The organism is Streptomyces spororaveus (assembly GCF_016755875.1).
Classification (GTDB): Bacteria; Actinomycetota; Actinomycetes; order Streptomycetales; family Streptomycetaceae; genus Streptomyces; species Streptomyces spororaveus.
Genome location: NZ_BNED01000005.1, coordinates 2,899,953 through 2,925,406, shown reverse-complemented (window position 1 = coordinate 2,925,406; position 25,454 = coordinate 2,899,953). Strand labels below are relative to the sequence as shown.

Here is a 25,454-nt window from a genome sequence, read left to right as displayed (position 1 = left end):
GGCAGCGTGCGTCAGGCCCCGGGCCCGGACATGTCCTCGACCTCGCCCAGGGCCTCCTCCAGCCAGTGCAGCCAGAAGGTCTCCAGGGCGATCCCGCCGTGCAGCACGAGCCGGCGCAGCCGGTCCTCCACGGCGTCCCGCCCCGGCGGGAAGTCCTTCTCCTCGATGGCCTCGTACTGCGCCAGCTGGCGCCGGTGCAGCTCCAGATGGCGCCGCAGCTCGGGACCGAGCCCCTGCGGCCCCACCACGCCCGCCGCACGGATCCGCAGCAGCAGCGGGTCGCGCATCGGCTTGGGGTCCTGGCTCTCCCCGACCCACCGGGCCAGCTCCGCGCCGCCGGCGGGCAGCACCTCGTACTCCTTCTTCTGCCCGCGTACGGGCACCTCGCTCGGCAGCTCCCGGATCAGCCCGGACTCCTCCAGCCGCCCCAGCTCGCGGTAGATCTGCTGGTGCGTCGCCGACCAGAAGTAGCCGATCGACTTGTCGAACCGCCGGGTCAGCTCCAGCCCGGACGAGGGCTTCTCCAGCAGGGCGGTGAGGATGGCGTGCGGCAGCGACATGGCGCCATCCTAGGTTTCCGGCGACGACGGCCCCGACGCCGCCCGCGCCCGCGCCCGAGCCCGTGCGCGGCCGTCCCCGGACGGGCGCGGCCCGGTGGCGGCGCCGACCCGCCGTGGCGAGGCTGGGGGCGTGGCTGCCGCATGGGACTACTCGGACCTGACCGCCCTCTACGTGAACTGCACGCTCAAACGCTCACCCGAGACCAGCAACACCGAGGGCCTGATCGACAAGAGCCGCCGGGTCATGGAGTCGGCCGGCACCCGGACCTCCCTCATCCGCGCCGTCGACCACGACATCGCGACCGGGGTCTGGCCCGACATGACCGAGCACGGCTGGGAGAGCGACCAGTGGCCGGTCCTCTACAGCCGGATCATGGACGCCGACATCCTCGTCCTGTGCGGACCGATCTGGCTCGGCGACAACAGCTCCGTGATGAAGCAGGTCATCGAGCGGCTCTACGCCTGCTCCTCGCTGCTGAACGAGCGGGGCCAGTACGCCTACTACGGGCGGGTCGGCGGCGCGCTGATCACCGGTAACGAGGACGGCGTCAAGCACTGCGCCATGAACGTCCTCTACAGCCTCCAGCACCTCGGCTACGCGATCCCGCCGCAGGCCGACGCGGGCTGGATCGGCGAGGCCGGGCCCGGACCCTCCTACCTGGACCCCGGATCGGGCGGCCCCGAGAACGACTTCACCAACCGCAACACCGCCTTCATGTCCTGGAACCTCATGCACCTGGCCGCCCTGCTCAAGCGCTCGGGCGGCATCCCGCCGCACGGCAACCAGCGCTCGCAGTGGGACGCGGGCTGCCGCTCCGACTTCCCCAACCCCGAGCACCGCTGAGCCGACGCCCGACCGGAGGAAGCCCGTGGAGCAGCTGCTGAGGGTCCAGAACTTCACCGTCTCGAGTGACGGGTTCGGCGCCGGTGAGCATCAGAGCCTGGAGCGGCCGTTCGGCGACGCCGATCCCGGCGAGCTGTTCGCCTGGGCCGGAGCCACCGCGAGCTGGCCCCACCGCACCGACCCCGGAGGGAGCCGGGGCCTCGACGACTACTTCACCCGGGACTTCCCGCACAACATCGGGGCCGAGATCATGGGCCGCAACAAGTTCGGGCCCCAGCGCGGGCCCTGGGCCGACCACGACTGGCGCGGCTGGTGGGGGGACGAGCCTCCCTTCCACACCCCCGTCTTCGTGATGACCCACCACACGCGTCCCTCGTTCACGCTGTCCGACACCACGTTCCACTTCGTCGACGCCGACGCGGCCACGGTGCTCGGCGCGGCGCGGGAGGCGGCCGGGGGCAAGGACGTCCGGCTCGGCGGCGGCGCCACCACCATCCGCGAGTTCCTCGACGCCGACCTCGTCGACACCCTCCACGTGGCCGTCTCGCCCGTGGAGTTCGGCTCCGGGGTGAGGCTCTGGGAATCCCCCGACGAGCTGCGCGACCGGTTCCACGTCGATGTCGTGCCCAGCGCGAGCGGGGTGACGCACCACCTGTTCTGGCGCAGGTGACAGCGGACCGACAACGGGCCCGGGGCGTGTGAGCCCCGGGCCCGTCCGTCCGGCACGGGTTCAGTGCGCGATGTCCACGACGAACCGTTCCGGAGAGTGCAGGGGGAACGCGCGGTAGTACGGCAGGGTGTCGAAGGCGGCGCCGAAGGTCACGTACCCCTCGTAGTCGCCGGTCAGGGCGATGCCCTTGAGCTTGCCGAGATCGGTCTTCTGCAGCTTGGGTCCCCGGTAGACGCTCCGGCCCGCGTCGTCGTGTGCGGCGGCGGGGTGGAGACGGATCTCCAGGAAGTGCTTCCCGGGCAGCGGTACGGGCTTTCCGGACCCGTCGTACACCAGCTGCGGGACCGGAGTGACGGTGACCGCGGGGGCGGAGCCCTGGAGGTCGATGACGATGCGGTCGTACGTGGGGTGCCCGGCCCAGCGGGCGTTGACGACGAGCGGGGTCTGGGCCTGGGTCCTGGTGGTGGTGAGGGTGGAGGCCGAGGCAGGTGCGGCGAAGGAGAGGCAGGCGGCGAGCAGGGCGCCGGTCGCCAGGGCCACGGACTGCCGGATACGGACGTGGATCATGACGTCCCCTCGTTTCTCGGGAGACGGGGACTGGTGGCACAGCGTAGGACGCCCCGGGGGATCGCACGGTTCCGGTTCCGCTCGGGTCCTCTTTCCGGTGTCCGTGGACACGAGAGGGGCCCGGCGCACGCGCCGGGCCCCTCTCGTGTCACGCGGTGCGCGTCAGCACTCGATGACGTTGACCGCGAGACCGCCGCGGGCGGTCTCCTTGTACTTGACCTTCATGTCGGCACCGGTCTCCTTCATGGTCTTGATGACCTTGTCGAGGGAGACCTTGTGGCTGCCGTCGCCGCGCATCGCCATCCGTGCCGCGGTGACGGCCTTGACCGCCGCCATGCCGTTGCGCTCGATGCAGGGGATCTGCACGAGGCCGCCGACCGGGTCGCAGGTCAGGCCGAGGTTGTGCTCCATGCCGATCTCGGCCGCGTTCTCGACCTGCTCCGGGGTGCCGCCGAGGACCTCGGCGAGGGCGCCGGCCGCCATCGAGCAGGCGGAGCCCACCTCGCCCTGGCAGCCGACCTCGGCGCCGGAGATCGAGGCGTTCTCCTTGAAGAGCATGCCGATCGCGCCCGCGGCGAGCAGGAAGCGGACCACGCCGTCCTCGTCCGCGCCCGGCACGAAGTTCATGTAGTAGTGGAGCACGGCGGGCAGGACGCCCGCGGCACCGTTCGTCGGCGCGGTCACCACGCGGCCGCCGGCCGCGTTCTCCTCGTTGACCGCCATCGCGTAGATCGTCGCCCACTCGCTGCGGTGCAGCATCGGGTCGCCCTCGGTGCGCAGCTGGCGCGCCGTGGAGGCGGCCCGGCGCTTGACCCGCAGGCCGCCGGGGAGGATGCCCTCGCGGGACATGCCGCGCGAGACGCAGGACTGCATGACACGCCAGATCTCCAGGAGGCCGTCGCGGATCTCCTCCTCCGTGCGCCAGGCCTTCTCGTTCTCCAGCATCAGGGAGGAGATCGACAGGCCGGTCTCGTTCGCGAGGCGCAGCATCTCGTCGCCGGAGCGGAAGGGGTACTTCAGCACCGTGTCGTCGAGCTTGATCCGGTCCTCGCCGACCGCGTCCTCGTCCACGACGAAACCGCCGCCGACCGAGTAGTAGGTCTTCTCCAGGAGCGGGGTGCCGGCACTGTCGTACGCGAAGAGCGTCATGCCGTTCGCGTGGTACGGCAGGGAGCGGCGGCGGTGCAGGATCAGCTGGTTCGGCTCGTCGAAGGCGATCTCGTGCACATCGCCTATCTCCGCGCCCAGCAGCCGCAGCCGGCCGCTCCTGCGGATCCGCTCGACCTCGTCGTCGGCGGTCTCGACGTTCACGGTGCGGGGGGAGTGGCCCTCCAGGCCGAGCAGCACCGCCTTGGGGGTGCCGTGCCCGTGGCCGGTCGCGCCGAGGGACCCGAAGAGCTCGGCCCGGACGGACGTGGTCTGGGCCAGCACGCCGTCCTTCTTCAGCCGCGTCACGAACATGCGCGCGGCCCGCATCGGACCGACCGTGTGGGAGGAGGAGGGACCGATACCGATGGAGAAGAGATCGAAGACGGAGATGGCCACGGTGGCGGACTCCCTTGTCTGCTCGTGGGGTGGGAGGGGGCAGGAGAGGAGAAGTGGATTATTCGGATTTTGTCCGGCAGACGAGCTTAACGCGGCGAGGTGAACGTTCCGGCAGCCGGACGAGGTGGGAAGGATGACGCGGACGGGTCGGCCGGGTGTCGGCCCATGGCCCCGGGCCCCGTGCTCAGGGGGCGGCGTGGCCGACCGGACGGTGCGGGGCGCGGCGTGCGGGCCGCGGGCGCCGGGAGGCGGCAGGAGGGCCGGGGCGGGGCGGGCGCCCACCGCGACCGGTACGGGTGGTACGGGCCGTGCGGATGGTGTCGGACCCCGGTCACGGGAAGGGCCCGGCCTGTGCGGTAACAAGGCCGGGCCCATCCGTGGCCGTGGGCCGGACGCCGGTTAGAGCGTCGGGTACAGCGGGAACTTCGCGGCGAGCGCGGAGACGCGAGCCTTGAGGGCCTCGCTGTTGTACGCGGGCTTCAGCGCCTGCGCGATGATCTCGGCGACCTCCGTGAAGGCCTCGGCGTCGAAACCGCGCGTGGCCAGGGCCGGCGTACCGATCCGCAGACCCGAGGTGACCATCGGCGGCCGCGGGTCGTTCGGGATGGCGTTGCGGTTGACCGTGATACCGACCTCGTGGAGGCGGTCCTCGGCCTGCTGGCCGTCCAGCTCGGAGTTGCGCAGGTCGACCAGGACCAGGTGCACGTCGGTGCCACCGGTGAGGACGTCCACGCCCACGGCCTTGACGTCGTCCTGGACCAGACGGGCGGCGAGGATCTTCGCGCCCTCCAGGGTGCGCTCCTGGCGCTCCTTGAACTCGGGCGAGGCCGCCACCTTGAAGGAGACCGCCTTGGCCGCGATCACGTGCTCCAGCGGGCCGCCCTGCTGACCCGGGAAGACCGCGGAGTTGATCTTCTTGGCCAGCTCCTGCGTCGACAGGATGACACCGCCGCGCGGACCGCCGAGGGTCTTGTGCGTGGTGGTGGTCACGACGTGGGCGTGCGGCACCGGGTTCGGGTGCAGACCCGCGGCGACCAGGCCGGCGAAGTGCGCCATGTCGACCATCAGGTACGCGCCGACCTCGTCCGCGATGCGGCGGAAGGCGGCGAAGTCCAGCTGGCGCGGGTAGGCGGACCAGCCGGCGACGATCAGCTGCGGCTTGGACTCCTTGGCGAGGCGCTCGACCTCGGCCATGTCCACCTCGCCGGTCTCGTCGACGTGGTACGGGACCACGTTGTAGAGCTTGCCGGAGAAGTTGATCTTCATGCCGTGGGTCAGGTGACCGCCGTGGGCCAGGTTCAGGCCCATGATCGTGTCGCCCGGCTTCAGCAGCGCGAACATCGCGGCGGCGTTGGCCTGCGCACCGGAGTGCGGCTGGACGTTCGCGGCCTCGGCGCCGAACAGCGCCTTGATGCGGTCGATCGCGATCTGCTCGACGACGTCGACGTGCTCGCAGCCACCGTAGTAACGGCGGCCCGGGTAGCCCTCGGCGTACTTGTTGGTGAGGACCGAGCCCTGGGCCTCCATGACGGCGACCGGAGCGAAGTTCTCCGACGCGATCATTTCCAGGGTGGACTGCTGGCGCAGGAGCTCGGCGTCGACGGCTGCGGCGACGTCGGGGTCGAGCTCGTGGAGAGGGGTGTTCAGTACGGACATCAGGATCCCCTGGGGTCAGTTACCGGCGGTGAGCTTGGTGTACTCCTCGGCGGAGAGCACGTCCTTGGGCTCCTCCGAGATGCGCACCTTGAACAGCCAGCCGCCCTCGAACGGGGCGGTGTTCACGAGCGCCGGGTCGTCCACGACGTCCTGGTTGGCCTCGACGATCTCGCCGGAGACCGGGGAGTAGAGGTCGGAGACCGACTTGGTCGACTCCAGCTCGCCACAGGTCTCGCCCTCGGTGACGGTGTCGCCGACCGCGGGGAGCTGGGCGTAGACGACGTCACCGAGCGCGTTGGCCGCGAACTCCGTGATGCCGACCGTCGCGACGCCGTCCACGACGTCGGACAGCCACTCGTGCTCCTTGGTGTAACGCAGATTCTCGGGGGTGCTCATGACCTGATTCTCCTGGATGCGGGGGAGTGGATACGAACTGCGGTCTTGGGTACTGAGACGGCGCGCCGCACCGGTACCGGGACGGCGGACGTCGTGCGCGGAGGGCTACTTCTGCCGCTTGTAGAACGGCAGCGCCACGACCTCGTACGGCTCATGCGTACCGCGAATGTCGACGCCGACGCCGGAGGCGCCGGGCGCGGCGTGCTCCGCGTCCACGTACGCCATCGCGATCGGCTTGCCCAGCGTCGGCGACGGGGCGCCCGAGGTGACCTCGCCGACGACCTCTCCGCCGAACGTGACGGGGAAGCCGGCGCGCGGGACGCGGCGGCCCTCGGCGATCAGGCCGACCAGCTTGCGCGGCGCCTTGGTCGCGGCCTTCTCGGCGGCGGCCTCCAGCGCGGCGCGGCCCACGAAGTCGCCCTCCTTCTCGAACTTCACGACCCGGCCCAGACCCGCGTCGAACGGGGTGAGGGCGGTGGTCAGCTCGTGCCCGTACAGCGGCATGCCCGCTTCCAGGCGCAGGGTGTCGCGGCAGGACAGGCCGGCCGGGACCAGGCCGACGCCCTCGCCCGCCTTGGTCAGCGCCTGCCACAGCGCCACGGCGTGCTCGGGGGCGACGAACAGCTCGAAGCCGTCCTCGCCCGTGTAGCCGGTGCGCGCGATGAGCGCGGGCACGCCCGCGACGGTGCCCGGCAGGCCGGCGTAGTACTTCAGGCCGTCCAGGTCGGCGTCGGTCAGGGACGCCAGGATGCCGGGGGACTCCGGGCCCTGCACCGCGAGCAGAGCGTACGCGTCGCGGTCGTCGCGGACCTCGGTGTCGAAGCCGGCGGCGCGCTCCGTCAGCGCGTCCAGCACGACCTGGGCGTTGGAGGCGTTGGCGACGACCATGTACTCGGTCTCGCCGAGGCGGTAGACGATCAGGTCGTCGACGATCCCGCCGTCCTCCTGGCAGATGTGCGTGTAGCGGGCGCGGCCGACACCGACGGTGGAGATGTTGCCGACCAGCGCGTAGTCCAGGGCCTTGACGGCCTCCGGGCCGGTCAGCGTGATCTCGCCCATGTGGGACAGGTCGAAGAGACCGGCCCTGGTGCGTACGGCGTTGTGCTCGTCGCGCTCACTGGCGTACCGCAGCGGCATGTCCCAGCCCGCGAAATCGGTCATGGTCGCACCGAGCGAGCGGTGCAGCGCATCGAGGGCGGTCAGGCGGGGGGCAGTGCTCATGGGTGTGGCTCCCGGGTCCCAGGGCATCGACATGACATGACGAGGACGTTCCTCCCCATCTGTCATCGGAACCTGAGAGGTTCGCCGAGAGTTCCGCCGATCCAGCGATCGCCGGGTCTTCTCATCGACTTGCACCTTGGGTGGAGCTGCGCAGCAGCTCGCTTTTCAGATCTGCCTCATCCACGCGGTACGGGGCCTGAGAGATTCAAGGGAGGTTCTTGCTCCTTCGGCGCCCGCGCACGGCCTTGCGGCGTGCCGGGACTCTCCCGCGCGGATTCAAGCGGCCGGTATGCAGTTGGTCCAGATGGCGCACATCATTGCACGCCATGCCCGAGATCGGGCGGCGGGGTCCGAAAGTTCGTACGGCTCTCCGAAGGGCCGGACCGGAACCGGGACCGCCGGATTACCGTCTCTTTACACTCAGTGGGCAAGGGTCCCGGTGACCCGATTCGGGGGAGGCGAACACTGTGCGGAGATTCGGAGTGGTGACGACGACGGGAACCGTGGAGGCGGTGCCGGCGCAGCGCGGCGCGCGCGGGCGCGGCAGGGCGGCCGACGCCGGCCTCGGCCTCGTACGTGACCTGCGCGGACCGGCCGTGCGCGCCCCGCACCGGCTCGGCTTCGCCGCCGGGGACATCGTCGTGGTGTCCGGTCTGCCCGGCGGTGGCAAGAGCACGCTGATCAAGCGGGCGGCCGCCGAGGCCGGGGCCGTCGACTCCCAGGACACCCGTGAGCGCTGGGAGCGCACCATGCCCGCGGCGCTGCCGTACGCGGTGTACCGGCCGCTGGTGCGCGCCGCGCACTACTGGGGGCTGTGGCGGATCCTGCGCTCCGGGGCCTCTGTGGTCGTCCACGACTGCGGTACGCAGTCCTGGGTACGCGGCCTGCTCGCCGCCGCCGCGCGCCGCCGGGGCCGGTCCCTGCACCTGCTCCTGCTGGACAGCAGCCCCGAGGAGGCCCTCTCCGGCCAGACGGCGCGCGGCCGCCGGGTCTCCGCCTACGCCTTCGCCCGCCACCGCGGCGCGGTGACCCGCCTGCTCCGCGAGGCCGAAGCGGGCCGGCCGCCCGCGGGCTGCGCCTCCGCGACCCTGCTCGACCGCCGCTCGGCCGCGGCCGTGACCAGGATCCACTTCCACGGCTGAGTCCCGGGGCGCAACCCCGGCAGCGGCGCCCGGCCGGGGGCGGATAGCCTCGGCACGACACACCGCGGAACCGACGGAGGCAAGGGCAGATGCAGGGCAGCGGCTGGCCGGGGAATGAGCTGGAGCAGGTGCTCGGGGCGGCGCTCGGGCAGCCGGACGCCGGGGGGCGGATCCTGGAGGTCCTCGGGCGCAGCCAGGTGTGGGTGCCGCTGCCGGGCGGGGCCGCACCGGCCACGACGGCCGGCCTCGACCTTCCCACCATGGACATCGGCGGGGCGGCGTACGTCCCCGTGTACAGCTCCGAGGCCCAGTTCCTCGCCTGCGTCGGCCCCGGCATGGACTTCACGGTGGCCCCCGCCGTCGAGTTCGCCCGCGGCCTGCCCCCGCAGCTCGGCATCGCCCTCAATCCCGAGGGCGCCGTCGGCGTACCGCTCCCGCCGCCCGCCGTCGCGGAGCTCTGCCGCAGCGGGCGGACCGCGCTCGACGGCCCGGCCACCGGCGGCCGGGTCCGGCTCTACGAGCCCGACTGGCAGGACGACCCGGTGGATTTCCTGGCGGCCGCCACCGAGGAGTTCCGGGCCACCGGGGTGGTCGCCGCCGCGCACCGCTGCCTCGCCAGCGTCGAGGGCGGGGCGCCCCAGCTGTTCGTCGGTGTCCGCCTGGTGGGATGGGAACCCGAGATGCAGAGCGCCCCGATGGAGGCCCTCGGACGGGCCCTGACGCGCGTCCCGCCGCCGTGGCCCGTGCAGTTGATCCTGCTCGACGCCGTCCAGGACCCGGTCACGGACTGGATTCGTGAGCGCGTACGCCCCTTCTACCTGTCGTAGGGCCGCTTAAGCTGGTGACATCTCCTGGCCCGCACGCGCGACTGCCGGTTCGGAGGACAGGCATGGAGCGACGGGCGGACGAAGAGGGGTTCCGGGTGAGTGCGTCAGGCACGGCCGCGGCCGGGCAGGTCGAGCACATGATGCGCCAGGTGACTCCCGGGCGCTACGAGAGTTACGAGTCACTCCTGCACGCCCTCGCCGAGGGCAGGCTGTGGATGCTGCTCTGGCAGGGGCAGCCGGGCTCCCCGGACGCCCAGTACGGCGGTATGGAGGTCGAGAGCCTCGGCTACGCGCCCTGCGTCACCTCCCCCCAGGAGCTGGCCGCCAGCGGCTGGAACCGGGGCTACGAGGTGGTCACCGGGCGCGACATCGCCCGCGCGCTGTACCCGGACCGCTGGGGCCTGTGGCTCAACCCGCACGCCCAGGGCGGCGGCCTCGGCGTGCCCTGGGCCGACCTGCGCCGGATCGCCACCGGCCTGGACCGGATGCCGGCCGGCCCGCTGCGCCTGTCCGAGCCCGCGATCGAGCTCCCGCAGTTCTACGGGCTGCTGACCCAGCACGCCCACCGCACACCGGCCGTGCGGTCGCTGCGCCGCGCGTGGGTGCAGCCCGCGCTCGGCTCCCCGTACCTCGCGGTCGGGCTCGACCTGTACGACGCCTCCGCGCCCGCTCTGGAATCCGTACGGGAGATGATGCGGCAGTCGGTCGGGGTGGTCCCCGAGGGCGTCCCGGTGTGCACGGTCGCACTCGGCGACGAGCACGACCCCGTCGCCATGTGGCTGCGCGCGCAGACCCGGCCCTTCTACGACCGCGAGGGCCAGGCGCCGGCGTACTGACGCGATATCCGGATACCGAGACATCCTTCTCGAAGGCCGCACCGATCCCATCGGTGCGGCCTTCGGCATATCCGGTGAATCCGCCCAGGATCCATGCCCGAATGGGCAGTTGGGCCGGATGTCCGTTCCGTGCAGAACGGGAGGTGTTTCACCGCTCAACAGATCCCGGGGTTCGGATAACGGAAGGTGTAGGCCTAGATCACGGTTGCGCATCACATCACCGGGGGGTCTGGCGGGCGCTCGAGAGGGCGTTGAAGACTCCACCCCACCGAAGGCCGGGCAACCGGGCCCACCGCAAGGAACAGCTCGTCAGGCTGACTTCGGACTCGCCGTACACCCAAGCCGACGCAGCCGCCGGCACCGCACCACCAGTGCCACCGATGTGAACCAAGCCGCTACGGCGGCGGCCAGGGCCGGCGACCGTCGGCCGAGAGGGGTCCCCACCACGATGACGGCTTCACCCACAGCGCCCAGTGAGCCGGTGCTCACGCAGCCCGACGGGACATCCGGCGGGGCGACGCAGAAGCGGATCGAGGGACGTTCGCTCGGCCGTATCGCGTGGATCAGACTCAAGCGCGACAAAGTGGCGATGGCCGGCGGCCTGGTCGTGCTGCTGCTGATCGTGCTGGCGATGCTCTCGCAGCCGATCCAGTGGATGTTCGGACTGGACCCGGACGCCCTGCACCAGGACCTCATCGACCCCTCCCTGGCCACCCCCGTCGGCTCCTTCGGCGGCATCAGCTGGGAGCATCCGCTGGGCGTGGAGCCGAAGTTCGGCCGCGACATCGCCACCCGCATCCTCGAAGGCTCCTGGGTCTCCCTGCTGGTCGCCTTCGGATCGACCGTGGTCTCGGTGTTCATCGGTTCCGTACTGGGCGTCATCGCCGGGTACTACGGGGGCTGGGCCGACACGGTGATCAGCCGCATGATGGACACCTTCCTCGCCTTCCCGCTGCTGCTCTTCGCGATCTCCATCTCGGCCGCCCTCCAGGGCGGGGCCTTCGGCCTCGAAGGACTTCCGCTGCACATCAGCGTCCTGATCTTCGTGATCGGCTTCTTCAGCTGGCCCTACATCGGACGCATCGTGCGCGGCCAGACCCTCTCGCTGCGCGAGCGGGAGTTCGTCGACGCCGCCCGCAGCCTGGGAGCCCGCGGCCCCTTCATCGTCTTCCGTGAGCTGCTGCCGAACCTGATGGCGCCGATCCTCGTCTACTCGACGCTGCTCATCCCCACCAACATCCTCTTCGAGGCCTCCCTGAGCTTCCTCGGCGTGGGCATCCAGCCGCCGCAGGCCTCATGGGGCGGGATGCTCAGCTCCGCCGTGGCCTACTACAAGGTCGACCCGATGTTCATGGTCGTCCCGGGCATGGCGATCTTCGTCACCGTGCTCGCCTTCAACCTCCTCGGCGACGGTCTGCGCGACGCCCTGGACCCCAAGAGCTCGCGCTGACCCACCCGTTCCTCGGGCACACCCGGCCGAGGCTCCGCCAGTACGCACCATCACTCCGAATCAGGGGGCATCACTCCGCCATGAGAAGCAGGTCGAGAACAGCCGCGGTGCTCGCCGCCGCCATCACCGTCGCCCTCACCGCCTCCGCCTGCAGCGGTGGTGACAAGACCGGCGGCGACGACAAGTCGGCAGGTGCCAACGCCGCCGTCAAGGCCGTGGTCAACGCCTCGGACAAGAAGGGCGGGACGCTCGTCTACGAGGCGTCCGACACCCCTGACTCCTTCGACCCCGGCAACACGTACTACGGCTTCGTCTTCAACTTCAGCCGCCTGTACGCCCGTCCGCTGACCACCTTCGCGCCCGCCCCGGGCGCCGAGGGCAACAAGGTGGTCCCGGACCTTGCCGAGTCCCTCGGTACGCCGAGCGACGGCGGTGCGACCTGGACGTACAAGCTGCGCAAGGGCGTGAAGTACAGCGACGGCTCGCTCGTCACCTCCAAGGACGTCAAGTACGCGGTCGAGCGCAGCAACTTCGCGCGTGACGTGAACTCCAACGGCCCGAACTACCTCGCGCAGTACCTCAAGAACAACGAGACCCCGTACGAGGGCCCGTACAAGGACAAGTCCGACACGGGACTGCAGTCCATCGAGACCCCCGACGACCAGACGATCGTCTTCAAGCTGAAGCAGCCCTTCGCCGAGTTCGACTACCTGCTGGCCAACCCGCAGTCGGCCCCCGTGCCGAAGGCCAAGGACAACGGCGCGGACTATGTGAAGAACATCGTCTCCTCGGGCTCGTACATGTTCGAGAGCTACGAGCACGACAAGCAGGCCGTCCTGGTCCGCAACCCCAACTGGGACGCCTCCACGGACCCGCTGCGCAAGCAGCTCCCCGAGAAGATCATCGTCAAGCTGAAGGTCAACCAGGAGACGATCGACTCCAACCTGAAGGCCGGCAACACCCACATCGACATCGTGGGCAACGGTGTGGCCCAGCAGACCCAGACCGAGCTGCTGACCTCGAAGGACCCCAACACTGACAACGCCGAGGGTGGTCGCCTGGTCTACATGGCGATGAACACCAAGGTGGCGCCCTTCGACAACGTGGAGTGCCGCAAGGCGGTCCAGTACGCGATCGACAAGGTGTCGGTGCAGACCGCCTTCGGCGGCCCCATCCGCGGCTCCATCGCCAGCACCGTCCTGCCGACCGACATCCCGGGTCACATCGACTTCAACACCTACAAGACCCCCGAGGACAAGGGTGACGAGGCGAAGGCCAAGGCCGCGCTGACCGCCTGCGGCCAGCCGAACGGCTTCGAGACCACCATCACCGCGCGCAACGACCGCGCCGGCGAGGTCGACATGGCCACGGCCATCCAGGCGTCCCTGAAGAAGATCGGGATCACGGTCAAGATCCAGCAGTTCCCGGCCGGCAAGTACTTCAGTGACTACGCGGGCGTCCCGCAGTTCACCGAGGACAACAAGATCGGCCTCATGATGATGCAGTGGGGCGCCGACTGGCCGAGCGGCTTCGGCTTCCTCCAGCAGGTCGTCCACGGTGACGCGATCAGCAAGACGGGCAACACCAACCTGTCGCAGCTGAACGACCCCGAGATCAACAAGATGCTGAACGAGAACATCGCCAACACCGACTCCGCCGCCCGCGAGAAGGTCTACGGCGAGATCGACAAGAAGGTCATGGACCAGGCGGTCATCGTGCCCCTGACCTACTTCAAGGTTCTGCACTACCGCTCGCCCAAGCTCACCAACGTGGTCTCCAACCCGGCGTGGAGCGGTCAGTACGACTACCTCAACATCGGCCTGAAGTAACCCCGGACGTCAAGTCCTCAGGCAGTTCGACCCTCTCAGCCAGATCTGCCAGAACCGTGGAAGGCAGGTGAAGGCAGCAGTGCGCGCGCCGGTCCGTCCCGCGCCCCCGACCGGGGTGCGGGGCGGACCGGCGGACGCCGAAGCCGACCCCCGTGTTTGTGTACATCGTCCGGCGGCTGTTCGCCGCGGTGTTCCTGCTGCTCGTTGTCAGCGCGATCACCTTCGCGATCTTCTTCCTGCTGCCCCGGCTGGCCGGCGGCACGGCCGACTCGCTGGCCACCCAGTACGTCGGCAAGAACCCCTCGCCCGAATCCATTGCCGCGGTCAAGAAGAACCTCGGTTTCGACCAGCCCCTGTACGCGCAGTACTGGGACTTCCTGCGGGGCATCTTCGCGGGCCGCGAGTTCAACTACGGCCCCGATCCCTCGCAGTGCAGCGCCCCCTGCCTCGGCTACTCCTTCAAGGACCACGTCGAGGTCTGGCCCGACATCGTCAACCGGCTGCCCATCACCGCCTCCCTCACCCTGGGAGCGGCCGTCATCTGGCTGATCACCGGTGTGACCACGGGCGTGGTCTCGGCCCTGCGCCCGGGCTCGCTCTTCGACCGGCTCGCGATGGGCGTGGCCCTCGCCGGCGTCTCGCTGCCGATGTTCTTCACCGGCACGCTCTCGCTGGCCGTCTTCGTCTTCAACTGGCCCGTGTTCACCAATGTGTACGTGGACTTCTCCGAGGATCCGGCCGCCTGGTTCCAGGGGCTGGTCCTGCCCTGGAGCACACTGGCCTTCCTCTACTCCGCGCTCTACGCCCGGCTCACCCGGGCCGGAATGCTGGAGACCATGAGTGAGGACTACATCCGCACCGCGCGCGCCAAGGGTCTGCGCGAACGGGTGGTCGTCACCCGCCACGGGCTGCGCTCCGCGCTGACCCCGATCGTGACCATCTTCGGCATGGACTTCGGGTTGCTCCTGGGCGGCGCCATCGTCACCGAGACGGTCTTCTCGTACCACGGCATCGGTGAGTACGCGTACCACGCCATCGCGGTGAACGACCTGCCGAAGATCCTCGGGGTGACCCTCTTCGCCGGAGCCTTCATCGTGCTGTGCAACCTGGTGGTCGACCTCGTGTACGCCATCATCGACCCGAGGGTGAGGCTGTCGTGACCGATCCGACTCCGAAGGGGAACGAGGCCGGCGAAGCCGCCGCCGCCGACCGTGCCGCGCACACCGCCACGGCCACGGCCCTGGTGGCGGGACCGGGCGAGGGCCCTCCCTCCCGGGCCTTCCTCGACGTACGCGACCTCAAGGTCCACTTCCCCACCGACGACGGCGTCGTCAAGTCCGTCGACGGGCTCTCCTTCCAGCTGGAGAAGGGCCAGACCCTCGGCATCGTGGGCGAGTCCGGCTCCGGCAAGTCGGTCACCTCGCTGGCCGTCATGGGCCTGCACCGGGTGGGCAACGCCAGCCGCTCCACCGTCGAGATGTCGGGCGAGATCTGGCTCGGCGGCAGGGAACTGCTGTCGGCCGACCCCGACGAGGTGCGCCGGCTCCGGGGCCGCGACATGGCGATGATCTTCCAGGACCCGCTGAGCGCGCTGCACCCGTACTACACGATCGGCTCGCAGATCGTGGAGGCGTACCGCGTCCACAACGACGTCGACAAGAAGACGGCGCGCAAGCGGGCCGTCGAGATGCTCGACCGGGTGGGCATCCCCGAGCCGGGCAAGCGCGTCGACGACTATCCGCACCAGTTCTCCGGCGGTATGCGCCAGCGCGCGATGATCGCGATGTCGCTGGTCAACAACCCGGACCTGCTGATCGCGGACGAGCCGACCACGGCCCTGGACGTCACCGTGCAGGCGCAGATCCTGGACCTGATCCGCGATCTGCAGAAGGAGTTCGGCTCCGCCGTCATCATGATCACGCACGACCTCGGCGTCGTCGCGGAGATGGCCGACGAGATCCTCGTGATGTACGGCGGCCGGTGCGTCGAGCGGGGCACCGCCGAGAAGGTCTTCTACGAGCCCCGCCACCCCTACACCTGGGGCCTGCTGGGCTCGATGCCGCGCATCGACCGGGAGCAGACCGAGCGCCTCATCCCGGTCAAGGGCTCCCCGCCCAGCCTCATCAACATCCCCGACGGCTGCGCCTTCAACCCGCGCTGCCCGTACGCCGACGTGCCCAAGGGCAATGTGACGCGGACGGTGCGGCCCGAGCTCACCCAGGACGACAGCCGCCACTGGTCCGCCTGCCACATGCCGCAGGAAGAGCGGACCCGGATCTGGACCGAAGAGATTGCGCCGAAGCTGTGACCGAGACGCCTGACATGAAGAAGCCGGAGACGGTGGTCATTCCCGCGCAGGCCACGGAGTCCCCCGAGGCCGAGGTCCTGCTCAAGGTCACCGGCCTGGAGAAGCACTTCCCGATCACCAAGGGGCTGATCCGGCGCCAGGTCGGCGCGGTCAAGGCCGTCGACGGCCTCGACTTCGACGTCCGGCGCGGGGAGACCCTCGGTATCGTCGGCGAGTCCGGCTGCGGCAAGTCGACCATGGGCCGGCTGATCACGCGGCTGCTGGAGCCGACCGGCGGGTCCATCGAGTTCGAGGGCAAGGACATCACGCACCTCGGGGTGTCGGGCATGCGCCCGCTGCGCCGCGACGTGCAGATGATCTTCCAGGACCCCTACGGCTCGCTGAACCCCCGCCACACGGTGGGCACCATCGTCAGCGCGCCGTTCAAGCTCCAGAAGGTCACCCCGGAGGGCGGGCTCAAGGCGGAGGTCCAGCGGCTGCTCTCGCTCGTGGGCCTCAACCCCGAGCACTACAACCGCTACCCGCACGAGTTCTCCGGCGGCCAGCGCCAGCGCATCGGCATCGCGCGGGCCCTGGCGCTGAAGCCGAAGCTCGTGGTCGCGGACGAGCCCGTCTCGGCGCTGGACGTGTCGATCCAGGCCCAGGTGGTGAACCTGCTGGACGACCTCCAGGACGAGCTCGGCCTCACCTACGTGATCATCGCGCACGACCTGTCGGTCATCCGGCACGTCTCGGACCGCATCGCGGTGATGTACCTCGGCAAGATGGTCGAGCTGGCCGACAACAAGTCGCTGTACGGGGCGCCCATGCACCCGTACACCACGGCCCTGATGTCGGCCGTGCCGGTGCCCGACCCGAGGCGGCGCGGTGCCAAGAGCGGCCGCATCCTGCTCAAGGGCGACGTCCCGTCGCCGATCTCGCCGCCGAGCGGCTGCCGCTTCCACACCCGGTGCTGGAAAGCCACGCAGATCTGCGCGACGCAGGAGCCGCCGCTGCTGGCGCTGAAGCCGGGCCACCAGGTGGCCTGCCACCACCCGGAGAACGCCCCCGACCAGGCACCGGGTGACAAGCCCCTGCCGGGCGCGGCGGACGCGGTGGCCAAGGCCACGGAGTAACCACCCCTGCGGCCACGGCCCTGCCCGGTGATCCGGGCAGGGCCGCACGCATGCAGCCCCGCCGGCGTTTGAGGCGCGGGGTCCGGGGCGGGGCCCGGCAGTGGCGCCGCACGGCACCACCGTCCGCTGTCGGCAGCGCGCAGCCTGCGGGCCGCGGCAGGCGCACCTTCACCCGGCGGGAGCCGAGCGGCACACCCGGTCTCGGCGGAGCCCCGCATTCCACCGAGCCTGCCGCAGGCGACAATGGCCCGGTGCTCCACGATCTCTTCCCGCCCGGGATCCAGCATGCCCTGGATCTCGCCGGCATCTTCGTCTTCGCCACCGCCGGCGCGCTGCTCGCCGTCCGCAAGAACTTCGACGTCTTCGGCATCGCCGTCCTCGCGCTCGTCACGGCCCTGGGCGGTGGCCTCTTCCGGGACCTCGTCATCGGCGCCGTGCCGCCCGCCGCCTTCGGTGAGCTCAGCTTCTTCGTGACCCCGCTGGTCGCCGCCGCGATCGTCTACTTCCTGCACCCGGAGGTCCAGCGGATCAACCGGGCCATCAACGTCTTCGACGCGGCCGGCCTCGGGCTGTTCTGCGTGACGGGTACGACCAAGGCGTACGAGTACGGCCTCGGCCTCACCGCCTCCGCGGCACTCGGCGTCACCACGGCCGTCGGCGGCGGCGTCCTGCGCGACGTCCTCGTCAACGAGGTCCCCTCGCTGCTGCGTGACCGCGAGATGTACGCCGTCCCCGCCCTGGTCGGAGCCTCGATGGTGGCCGTCTTCATCAGCCTGCACGCCCTCAACGGCATCACCACCGGCCTCGCGATCGTCACCACCTTCGTTCTGCGCCTCCTCGCCATGCGCTACCACTGGCGGGCGCCGCTGGCCTGGAATAGGCGGTCGTCGGTGGCCGAAGAGCCGTAACAAAAGAAAGCTACCGCTTAGTAGCAAGCCGGTGTACCGTCGTTTGCATGTCACACGCAGCTGCCACGGCGTCCATCGGCGACAGTGAGTTCGACCGCGACACCGCCATCACCGCACGCGCGGGCGAGCCCGGAGTGTACGACGCGGAACTCTCCGCCGGCTGGACGATCATCGCCGCCGTGAACGGCGGATACCTGCTGGCCCTGGTCGGCCGGGCCCTGTCGGCGGCCCTCCCGCACCCGGACCCGTTCACCGTCTCCGCGCACTACCTGACCTCCTCCGTGCCCGGCCCCGCCGTGATCCGCACCCAGGTCGTCCGGGTCGGCCGCACCCTCTCCACCGGCCAGGCCTCGCTGTTCCAGTACGACGAGAGCGGCGCCGAGATCGAGCGCATCCGCGTCCTCGCCTCCTACGGCGACCTCGCGGCCCTGCCGGACGACGTACGCACCGTCGCCACGCCGCCCGCGATCCCCGCCTACGAGGACTGCATCGGCCCCGAGGCCGGCCCGGCCCCGATCCCCGGCAGCTCCGCCATCGTGGACCGGCTGCGGCTCCGGCTGGACCCGGCGACCGCCGGATGGGCCGTCGGCGCGCCCTCCGGCAAGGGCGAGATGCGGGCCTGGTTCGAGCTGGCCGACGGCCGCGACGCCGACCCGCTCTCCATGCTCCTGGCCGTCGACGCGCTGCCGCCGACCGCCTTCGACCTCGGCCTGGTCGCCTGGACCCCGACGGTGGAACTCACCACCCACGTCCGCCGCCGCCCGGCCCCCGGCCCGCTGCGGGTCTCCATCACCACCCGCAACCTGGCCGGCGGCTTCCTGGAGGAGGACGCCGAGGTCTGGGACTCGTCGGACCACCTGGTCGCCCAGTCCCGCCAACTGGCCCGCGCGCTGCGCCCCTCCTGACGCCGGCCCGGCCGGCACGGCACCCCCCGGAGGGAGCCTTGCCGGCCATCACGGGGTCCCGCGGCGCAAGCGGCCACCGGCGGACTCGTAGAATCGGGGGATCATGGCCTACCTCGACCACGCCGCCACCACCCCGATGCTGCCGGAGGCCGCCGCGGCGATGACCGCGCAGTTCGCCGCCACGGGGAACGCCTCCTCCCTGCACGCCGCGGGCCGCCGGGCCCGCCGTACCGTGGAGGAGGCCCGCGAAGCCTTCGCCGAGGCGGTCGGCGCCCGCCCCAGCGAGGTGGTCTTCACCGCCGGCGGCACGGAGGCCGACAACCTCGCCGTCAAGGGCCTCTACTGGGCGCGGCGCGACGCCGACCCCGCCCGGACCCGGGTCATCGCCAGCCCCGTCGAGCACCACGCCGTGCTCGACGCCGTCCACTGGCTCGCCGAGCACGAGGGCGCGCAGGTCGAGTACCTGCCCGTGGACCGCCACGGGCGCGTCCACGCCGACGCCTTCCGCGAGGCCGTCGAGCGCAACCCCGACGACGTGGCCCTGGCCACCGTCATGTGGGCCAACAACGAGATCGGCACCGTCATGCCGGTCCGCGAACTGGCGGCCGTCGCCCGCGAGTCCGGGATCCCGCTGCACTCCGACGCCGTCCAGGCCCTCGGGCAGCTCGACGTCCACTTCGGCGACAGCGGCCTCGCCGCCATGACGGTCAGCGGCCACAAGGTCGGCGGCCCCTACGGCATCGGCGCACTGCTGCTCGGCCGGGACCAGAGCCCCGTACCCGTCCTGCACGGCGGCGGTCAGGAGCGCCACGTCCGCTCCGGCACCCTCGACGTGCCCGCCGTCGCGGCCTTCGCCGTGGCCGCCGTGCTCGCCGTCGAACGGCGCGAGCGGTTCGCCGCCGAGATCGGCGCCCTGCGCGACGAACTGGTCGCCGCGGTCCGCGCGGCCGTGCCCGACGCCGTCCTCGGGGGAGACCCCGACGAGCGGCTTCCCGCCAATGCCCACTTCAGCTTCCCCGGCTGCGAGGGCGACTCGCTGCTGCTCCTGCTCGACGCCCAGGGCATCGAGTGCTCCACCGGCTCCGCCTGCACCGCGGGCGTGGCCCAGCCCAGCCACGTCCTGCTGGCCACCGGCACCGACCCGCAGCTGGCCCGCGGCACCCTGCGCTTCTCGCTCGGCCACACCTCCACGAAGGAGGACGTGGCCGCCCTCGCCGCGGCCATCGGCCCGGCGGTCGAGCGCGCCCGCACCGCCGGCCTCAGCTAGGCCGTCGAGGCGGCCTCCAGGGCCGCCCGGACCAGGACGATGTAGCGGCTCCAGTCCCAGTGGCGGCCGGGATCGGTGTGGTCGGCGCCCGGGACCTCGGAGTGGCCGACTATGTGCGTGCGGTCCGCCGGTATGCCGTACCGGTGGCACACGTCGGCCGCCAGCCGGGCCGAAGCCGCGTACATCGCGTCCGTGAAGTCCTGCGGGCGGTCCACGTAGCCCACGTGCTCGATGCCGACGCTGCGTTCGTTCATCGAGCGGTTCCCCGAGTGGAAGGCCACGTCCAGCTCGCGCACCATCTGCTCCACGTGCCCGTCCCCGCGCACTATGTAGTGCGCCGACGCCTTGTGCCACGGGTTCTTGAAGGCGTCCACCGAGGACTCGAAGCCGCCCTGTGTGACATGCACGACGATCCGGTCCACCCGGTAGTCGGCCGGGCGGTCCGCCTTGCGCCAGTTCGCCGGCGAGGCCGAGGTCCAGCTCGCACCCGCGTGGTCGAGCTCGCCCTCCTTGCGCGGCTTGTCCACGCCCGGTATCAGCCACCAGGCACGGCCGAGCTCCTCCCGGCCGGCCACCGCCGCCACCGCGAAGATCCCGAGCCCGCCGAAGAGCACGGCCCTGCGGGTCCGCCCCGGCGGCTTCTTCCCCTTGTTCCCCTGCTCGACGATGTGATCCACCCCCCGTACCCGACAACGCGCTGTGAGCCCGCTCGGTTCCCCCGTACCCTGGACGGTGCTATGACTGAGAACCTGCCGCGCACCGCCCGTCCCCTTCGCGTCCTGGCCGCCATGTCCGGGGGCGTGGACTCCGCCGTCGCCGCCGCCCGCGCGGTCGAAGCCGGGCACGACGTGACCGGCGTCCACCTCGCGCTCTCCGCGAACCCGCAGTCCTTCCGGACCGGCGCCCGCGGCTGCTGCACCATCGAGGACTCCCGCGACGCCCGCCGGGCCGCCGACGTCATCGGCATCCCGTTCTATGTCTGGGACCTCGCCGAGCGCTTCCGCGAGGACGTCGTCGAGGACTTCATCTCCGAGTACGAGGCCGGACGGACCCCGAACCCGTGCCTGCGCTGCAACGAGAAGATCAAGTTCGCGGCGCTGCTCGACAAGGCGCTCGCGCTCGGCTTCGACGCCGTCTGCACGGGCCACTACGCGACCGTCGTGCTGAAGGAGGACGGCTCGCGCGAGCTGCACCGCGCCTCCGACATGGCCAAGGACCAGTCGTACGTCCTCGGGGTCCTCGACGAGAAGCAGCTCGCCCACGCCCTCTTCCCGCTCGGCGACACCCTCACCACCAAGGAAGAGATCCGCGCCGAGGCCGAGGAGCGGGGGCTGGCCGTCGCGAAGAAGCCCGACAGCCACGACATCTGCTTCATCGCCGACGGCGACACCCAGGGCTTCCTCGCGAACCGCCTCGGCAAGGCCGAGGGCGACATCGTCGACGAGGCGACCGGCGAGAAGGTCGGCACCCACGACGGCGCCTTCGGCTTCACCATCGGCCAGCGCAAGGGCCTGCGCATCGGCCACCCCGCCCCCGACGGCAAGCCGCGCTACGTCCTCGACATCTCCCCGGTGAACAACACCGTCACCGTCGGCCCCGTCGAGGCCCTCGACGTCACCGCCCTCACCGCGATCCGCCCCCGCTGGTGCGGAGCCGTGGCCGCCGCCCCGGGCACCTACACCGCCCAGCTGCGCGCCCACGGCGGCGAGACCGAGGTCTTCGCCGAGGTCGTGGACGGCGAGCTGCGCGTCTCCTTCACCGAGGCGGTCCGCGGTGTGGCCCCCGGCCAGGCGATCGTGCTCTACGACGGCACCCGCGTGGTCGGCTCGGCCACCATCGCGACCACGACGCGGGCCGCCGCCACCGTCTGACCGCCACCGTCTGACCGCCACGGTCCGGCCGGCGCCCTCACGGCATGACGCCGCGGCCCGTCCCCCCGGGCGGGCCGCGGCGCCGTGCTGCCCGGATCAGGCCGCCGGGTACCAGACGGTCCCGCTGTCGCCGTGCCGGGCGAGGGTGCTCGCGATGATCTCGCCCTCCCGGAAGTAGCGCGGGTGCTGCTGCAGGAAGCCGGGGAAGGAGTCCAGGGACGTCGTGTCACACACCCCGTCGGTCTTGATGCAGTGGCGCTGGACCGGGACCCCGGGGAACACCTCCGGCCCGGTGCCGGGGGAGTACGCCACGAACGGGATCAGGACCCCCTGGGGGACCAGCCGCCAGAAACCGGTTCCCGGCTGCATCGGGTCGGAGTAGAGCATGCCGTCGACCTTCTCGCGGGGCACCTCGGTGCCGTTGTTCGCGATCGTCTGGAGCAGCAGGTCACCGACCCAGGCACCCTGGGAGTAGCCGGCGATGGTGAAGGTCGCGGTCGGGTCGGCCCGGTAGGCGCTCTCCAGGGCGGCCCTGGCGTTCCAGTAGCCCTGGTTCACGCTGTCGCCGAAGCTCGGTGCGAAGGGGGCCGGCTGCTCGTTGTGGCTGCCGACGAACGGGCCGCCGCTGGCGACGTAGCAGACCGGGATCGCGATGCCCCCGTCCAGATGCCGGTTCGCGGCGTCGAAGCTCGTGGTGCAGGCGGGCGCCCCCGCGGCCGCGCCGGTACCGCCGATCTCGATGTAGTAGTGGTTCGCCGGGGCGGCGTGCGCGGTGGCCGGCGCGGCCACGGCGCCGGCGAATAAGAGGACCGTCGACGCGACGACGGACTTGAGGCGGCGGGCGAACCTGCTCGGCTTCGTGGTGGACATACGGGTCAACTCCCTTGGGTCGGGGCGGGCACCGCGTCAGGTGCGGCGACCGGCACTCATCGTGGTGTTCGTGCTGGTCGGGGGACCATGCCCGCAACCGGCCATATGTGGCCGGTCGACCGCGCCCCGTGGTTTGACCGGGTTCCCGCAGGACATCCGACACAAGTGGCAGGGCTGTCGTCGGGGGGAAGGGCATACAAGTGAGCAGCCAGTTCGGCGCGTTGCTCCGCGGGTTGCGGCACGAGGCGGGGATGACGCAGGAGCAGCTGGCCGAGCGGTCCCGGCTCGGGGTCCGCACCATCCACCGGCTGGAGACCGGCAAACCCACCGACGCCCGGATGGGCACGGTGAAGCAGGTCGCCCACGCACTGGCCGACGAGCTGAAACGGGACCGGGACGAGCTCTGGACGGACCTGCTGGCCGCCCACCGGGGCAACCGGGCCGACGCCGGGGAGGGCCCGCGCGCCGCACCCGCGCCCGTACCGGAGCAGGAGCGGGAGCCGGACCGGAAGCAGGCGCCGGCGCCGGACCGGGAACCGGCGCCGGAGTCGGACCGTCCGGCCCGGCCGGTGCCGCACCGCGCACTGCCCGTGTCCGGGGGCGCCCTGGCCGAGGCCGCCGAGTCACTCGCCCACGACGTCTACGGCCGCTGTGTCCGCGAGGAGGAGCAGCGCCGCATCCACGACCCCTTCCCGCTGCCCGTGCGGTGGCGGTCGGCCCCCGCCGACCTGCTGGACCACTGGGACAACATCCGCGGCACTCCCCCTGGAGCCGCCCGCGGCCCGCTGTCCCTGGACGGCGGCCTCACCGACATCCGCGACGTCTACCGGCGCGTCCGGTCCGGGCGGCTGGTGGTGCTCGGCCGGGCCGGCTCCGGCAAGACCGTCCTCGTCCTGCGGTTCGTCCTCGACCATCTGGGCGCGCGCACCGACGGCGAGCCGGTGCCCGTGGTCTTCAGCACGGGATCGTGGGACCCGACCGGCACCAGCCTGCGCGACTGGCTGATCGCCCGCCTGCTGCGCGACCACCCGAACCTCGACGCGCGCGCCCCCGGCGGCTCGACCCTCGCCGCGGCCCTGGTCGACGCCGGATGGATCCTGCCGGTCCTGGACGGGTTCGACGAGATGGCCACCGGGCTGCTCGGCGTCGCACTGCGCGAGCTCAACGCGAGCTCGCTGCCGCTGCTGCTGACCAGCCGTACCGAGCAGTTCGCCGAGGCCGTCAGGGTCGAGGTGCTCCGCCGGACCGCGGGCATCGAACTGCTGGACCTGGACGCCGACGACCTGGCCCACTACCTGCCCCGCACCGCGCGCCCGAGCGCGCCCGCCGACCGGGACGGACGGGCCGCCACCGGGTGGGACCCCGTCCTGGAACGGCTGCGCACGGACCGGGACGGGGGGCCCGGCGCCCGCCTCCGGGCCGTGCTGAGCACCCCGCTGATGGTCCTGCTGGCCCGGACCGCCTACAGCGACACCCCGGCCCAGGACCCGGCCGAACTGCTGGACGAGGCCCGCTTCCCGAACCCGGGGGCCATCGAGGAGCACCTGCTGGCCGGGTTCGTGCCGAGCGTCTACCAGCCCCTGCCCACGGCCCTCCCGGGCGCCCGGCGGCCCCGTAGCTGGGACCCGCACCGGGCCCGGCGCTACCTGGGCCACCTCGCCGACCACCTGGACCGGCCCGAGCGCCGCGAAGGCCAGGACCTGGCGTGGTGGCAGCTGCGCGACTCGCTGCGGCTGCCCTCGCGGATCCTGGCCGTCGTCCTCGCCTGTTCCCTGGTCACCGCCCTCGCCGACTGGCTGGTCTTCCCGGCGAAGAACCTGGCCGCCGGCCGCGGCGCCGCCTTCGCGCTGGGTACGGGCCTGCTGGACGCCCTGCTGTTCGGACCGGCCGTCGGCCTCGCCTTCGGGCTGGTCTACGGGCTCATGGCCGTCCTCGGGATCCGGGCGTTCGAACCGTCCCGGGTGCGGATACGGCTGCCCGGCCGCCGCGGCCGGGGCGCCGCGCCTTCCTCCCGCAGGTTCGCCACCCTGGTCCCGGCCGGATTGCTGGGCGGCTTCGTGATGGGCCTCGGGTGCGGGCTCGCCTTCACCGTGGGCGCGCGGCTGACGTACGGAGGGGTGCTGCTCCACGCGGCGGTGATCCGGGCCACGGCCGTCAACTGCCTCATGTACGGGCTGACGTTCGCCCTGGCGGGCGGTCTCGTACTCGGGCTCGTGGCCACCCTGGAGACCCCGATCGACCTCGGCTCCGCCGCCACTCCGACGGACCTGCTGGCCGTCAACCGGAGCATCGTGGTGCGCCAGGCCCTCTTCCTCGCACCGACGCTCACCGTGGTGATCGCCTTCGGCGGCCGGCTCATGACCGAACTCCTCCAGGGGGTCGTCGGCCCGCTGAGCTGGCCGATGGCCGACGGGCTGGCGCTCGGCGCCGTCGGCGGCCTGGCCGGCGCGCTCTCCTACGTCCTGGCGTTCACCGCCTGGGGTCAGTGGCTGCTCCTGGCCCGCGTCTGGCTGCCGCTGACCGGCCGCCTCCCCTGGGCGACGGTCGCCTTCCTGGAGGACGCCTACCGGCGCGGCGTCCTGCGCCAGGTCGGCGCCGTCTACCAGTTCCGCCACGCACGGCTCCAGCGCCACCTGCGCGGCCGGCCCACGGGCTGAGGGCCTGCGG

At 71.5% G+C, this 25,454-nt stretch carries 23 protein-coding genes and 1 riboswitch; of the genes, 15 read left to right on the top strand and 8 right to left on the bottom strand.

Features of this window, described 5'->3' with window-relative positions; genetic code table 11:
• Positions 1-11: 11 nt before the first annotated feature.
• Positions 12-560, bottom strand: coding sequence for a PadR family transcriptional regulator (locus tag Sspor_RS15235; RefSeq protein WP_030009289.1), 549 nt, complete (start codon positions 558-560; stop codon positions 12-14).
• Between the two features lie 130 nt (positions 561-690).
• On the opposite strand from Sspor_RS15235, the gene Sspor_RS15230 reads away from it, so the two are divergent.
• Positions 691-1,404: a flavodoxin family protein gene (locus tag Sspor_RS15230; protein WP_202199632.1), complete on the top strand. Its 714-nt coding sequence runs from the start codon at positions 691-693 to the stop codon at positions 1,402-1,404.
• 25 nt (positions 1,405-1,429) lie between these two features.
• Positions 1,430-2,074 (top strand): dihydrofolate reductase family protein, encoded by a 645-nt coding sequence (locus Sspor_RS15225; RefSeq protein ID WP_202199631.1) that lies wholly within the window; start codon positions 1,430-1,432, stop codon positions 2,072-2,074.
• Between the two features lie 60 nt (positions 2,075-2,134).
• Here the strand turns inward: Sspor_RS15225 and Sspor_RS15220 are convergent, their stop codons facing one another.
• From Sspor_RS15220 to gcvT, 5 genes are all read right to left on the bottom strand, one after another.
• The gene (locus Sspor_RS15220; RefSeq protein ID WP_202199630.1) at positions 2,135-2,641 is read right to left on the bottom strand and encodes an AMIN-like domain-containing (lipo)protein; all 507 of its coding nucleotides are present in this window, start codon (positions 2,639-2,641) and stop codon (positions 2,135-2,137) included.
• Between the two features lie 162 nt (positions 2,642-2,803).
• Positions 2,804-4,186 (bottom strand): L-serine ammonia-lyase, encoded by a 1,383-nt coding sequence (locus Sspor_RS15215; RefSeq protein ID WP_202199629.1) that lies wholly within the window; start codon positions 4,184-4,186, stop codon positions 2,804-2,806.
• A gap of 399 nt (positions 4,187-4,585) precedes the next feature.
• Entirely contained in the window at positions 4,586-5,842 is a 1,257-nt protein-coding gene (glyA, locus tag Sspor_RS15210) for a serine hydroxymethyltransferase (RefSeq protein ID WP_202199628.1), read from the bottom strand.
• 15 nt (positions 5,843-5,857) lie between these two features.
• Entirely contained in the window at positions 5,858-6,238 is a 381-nt protein-coding gene (gcvH, locus tag Sspor_RS15205) for a glycine cleavage system protein GcvH (protein WP_030655701.1), read from the bottom strand.
• Positions 6,239-6,343: 105 nt separating this feature from the next.
• Positions 6,344-7,459: a glycine cleavage system aminomethyltransferase GcvT gene (gene gcvT, locus Sspor_RS15200; RefSeq protein ID WP_202199627.1), complete on the bottom strand. Its 1,116-nt coding sequence runs from the start codon at positions 7,457-7,459 to the stop codon at positions 6,344-6,346.
• Between the two features lie 175 nt (positions 7,460-7,634).
• A riboswitch (glycine riboswitch) is annotated at positions 7,635-7,738 on the bottom strand.
• 206 nt (positions 7,739-7,944) lie between these two features.
• Between gcvT and Sspor_RS15195 the strand changes: the two genes are divergently transcribed.
• The 11 genes from Sspor_RS15195 (at position 7,945) to Sspor_RS15145 (ending at position 20,046) form a co-directional block, all read left to right on the top strand.
• Positions 7,945-8,601 (top strand): AAA family ATPase, encoded by a 657-nt coding sequence (locus Sspor_RS15195; protein ID WP_373318782.1) that lies wholly within the window; start codon positions 7,945-7,947, stop codon positions 8,599-8,601.
• Between the two features lie 89 nt (positions 8,602-8,690).
• Complete coding sequence (locus Sspor_RS15190) at positions 8,691-9,428, top strand: enhanced serine sensitivity protein SseB (protein ID WP_202199625.1); 738 nt, start codon at positions 8,691-8,693, stop codon at positions 9,426-9,428.
• 95 nt (positions 9,429-9,523) lie between these two features.
• The gene (locus Sspor_RS15185) at positions 9,524-10,264 is read left to right on the top strand and encodes an enhanced serine sensitivity protein SseB C-terminal domain-containing protein (protein ID WP_202199624.1); all 741 of its coding nucleotides are present in this window, start codon (positions 9,524-9,526) and stop codon (positions 10,262-10,264) included.
• A 448-nt stretch (positions 10,265-10,712) separates the two neighbouring features.
• A complete protein-coding gene (locus Sspor_RS15180) occupies positions 10,713-11,714 on the top strand; it encodes an ABC transporter permease (RefSeq protein ID WP_202199623.1) in 1,002 nt (333 codons plus the stop codon).
• An 80-nt stretch (positions 11,715-11,794) separates the two neighbouring features.
• Complete coding sequence (locus tag Sspor_RS15175) at positions 11,795-13,543, top strand: ABC transporter substrate-binding protein (protein ID WP_202199622.1); 1,749 nt, start codon at positions 11,795-11,797, stop codon at positions 13,541-13,543.
• A 152-nt stretch (positions 13,544-13,695) separates the two neighbouring features.
• Complete coding sequence (locus tag Sspor_RS15170) at positions 13,696-14,703, top strand: ABC transporter permease (protein ID WP_202199621.1); 1,008 nt, start codon at positions 13,696-13,698, stop codon at positions 14,701-14,703.
• Positions 14,704-14,783: 80 nt separating this feature from the next.
• Positions 14,784-15,851 carry an ABC transporter ATP-binding protein gene (locus Sspor_RS15165; RefSeq protein WP_237404319.1) on the top strand — a complete coding sequence of 356 codons (1,068 nt, stop codon included), beginning with the start codon at positions 14,784-14,786 and terminating at the stop codon, positions 15,849-15,851.
• A 14-nt stretch (positions 15,852-15,865) separates the two neighbouring features.
• Positions 15,866-16,966 (top strand): ABC transporter ATP-binding protein, encoded by a 1,101-nt coding sequence (locus tag Sspor_RS15160; protein ID WP_237404318.1) that lies wholly within the window; start codon positions 15,866-15,868, stop codon positions 16,964-16,966.
• 251 nt (positions 16,967-17,217) lie between these two features.
• Entirely contained in the window at positions 17,218-17,874 is a 657-nt protein-coding gene (locus tag Sspor_RS15155; RefSeq protein ID WP_202199619.1) for a trimeric intracellular cation channel family protein, read from the top strand.
• A gap of 47 nt (positions 17,875-17,921) precedes the next feature.
• Positions 17,922-18,779: a thioesterase family protein gene (locus Sspor_RS15150; RefSeq protein ID WP_202199618.1), complete on the top strand. Its 858-nt coding sequence runs from the start codon at positions 17,922-17,924 to the stop codon at positions 18,777-18,779.
• 103 nt (positions 18,780-18,882) lie between these two features.
• Positions 18,883-20,046, top strand: coding sequence for a cysteine desulfurase family protein (locus tag Sspor_RS15145; RefSeq protein ID WP_202199617.1), 1,164 nt, complete (start codon positions 18,883-18,885; stop codon positions 20,044-20,046).
• Here the strand turns inward: Sspor_RS15145 and Sspor_RS15140 are convergent.
• On the bottom strand, positions 20,043-20,723 hold the full coding sequence (locus Sspor_RS15140; RefSeq protein ID WP_202199616.1) for an N-acetylmuramoyl-L-alanine amidase: 681 nt from the start codon (positions 20,721-20,723) through the stop codon (positions 20,043-20,045). The genes Sspor_RS15145 and Sspor_RS15140 overlap by 4 nt on opposite strands.
• Positions 20,724-20,783: 60 nt before the next feature.
• Between Sspor_RS15140 and mnmA the strand changes: the two genes are divergently transcribed.
• Positions 20,784-21,917 (top strand): tRNA 2-thiouridine(34) synthase MnmA, encoded by a 1,134-nt coding sequence (gene mnmA, locus Sspor_RS15135; RefSeq protein ID WP_202199615.1) that lies wholly within the window; start codon positions 20,784-20,786, stop codon positions 21,915-21,917.
• Between the two features lie 96 nt (positions 21,918-22,013).
• Here mnmA and Sspor_RS15130 read toward each other — a convergent pair whose 3' ends face one another.
• Entirely contained in the window at positions 22,014-22,787 is a 774-nt protein-coding gene (locus Sspor_RS15130; protein WP_202199614.1) for a PE-PPE domain-containing protein, read from the bottom strand.
• Between the two features lie 200 nt (positions 22,788-22,987).
• Here Sspor_RS15130 and Sspor_RS15125 point away from each other — a divergent pair, with 200 nt between their 5' ends.
• On the top strand, positions 22,988-25,444 hold the full coding sequence (locus Sspor_RS15125) for a helix-turn-helix domain-containing protein (RefSeq protein ID WP_237403874.1): 2,457 nt from the start codon (positions 22,988-22,990) through the stop codon (positions 25,442-25,444).
• Positions 25,445-25,454 lie beyond the last annotated feature (10 nt).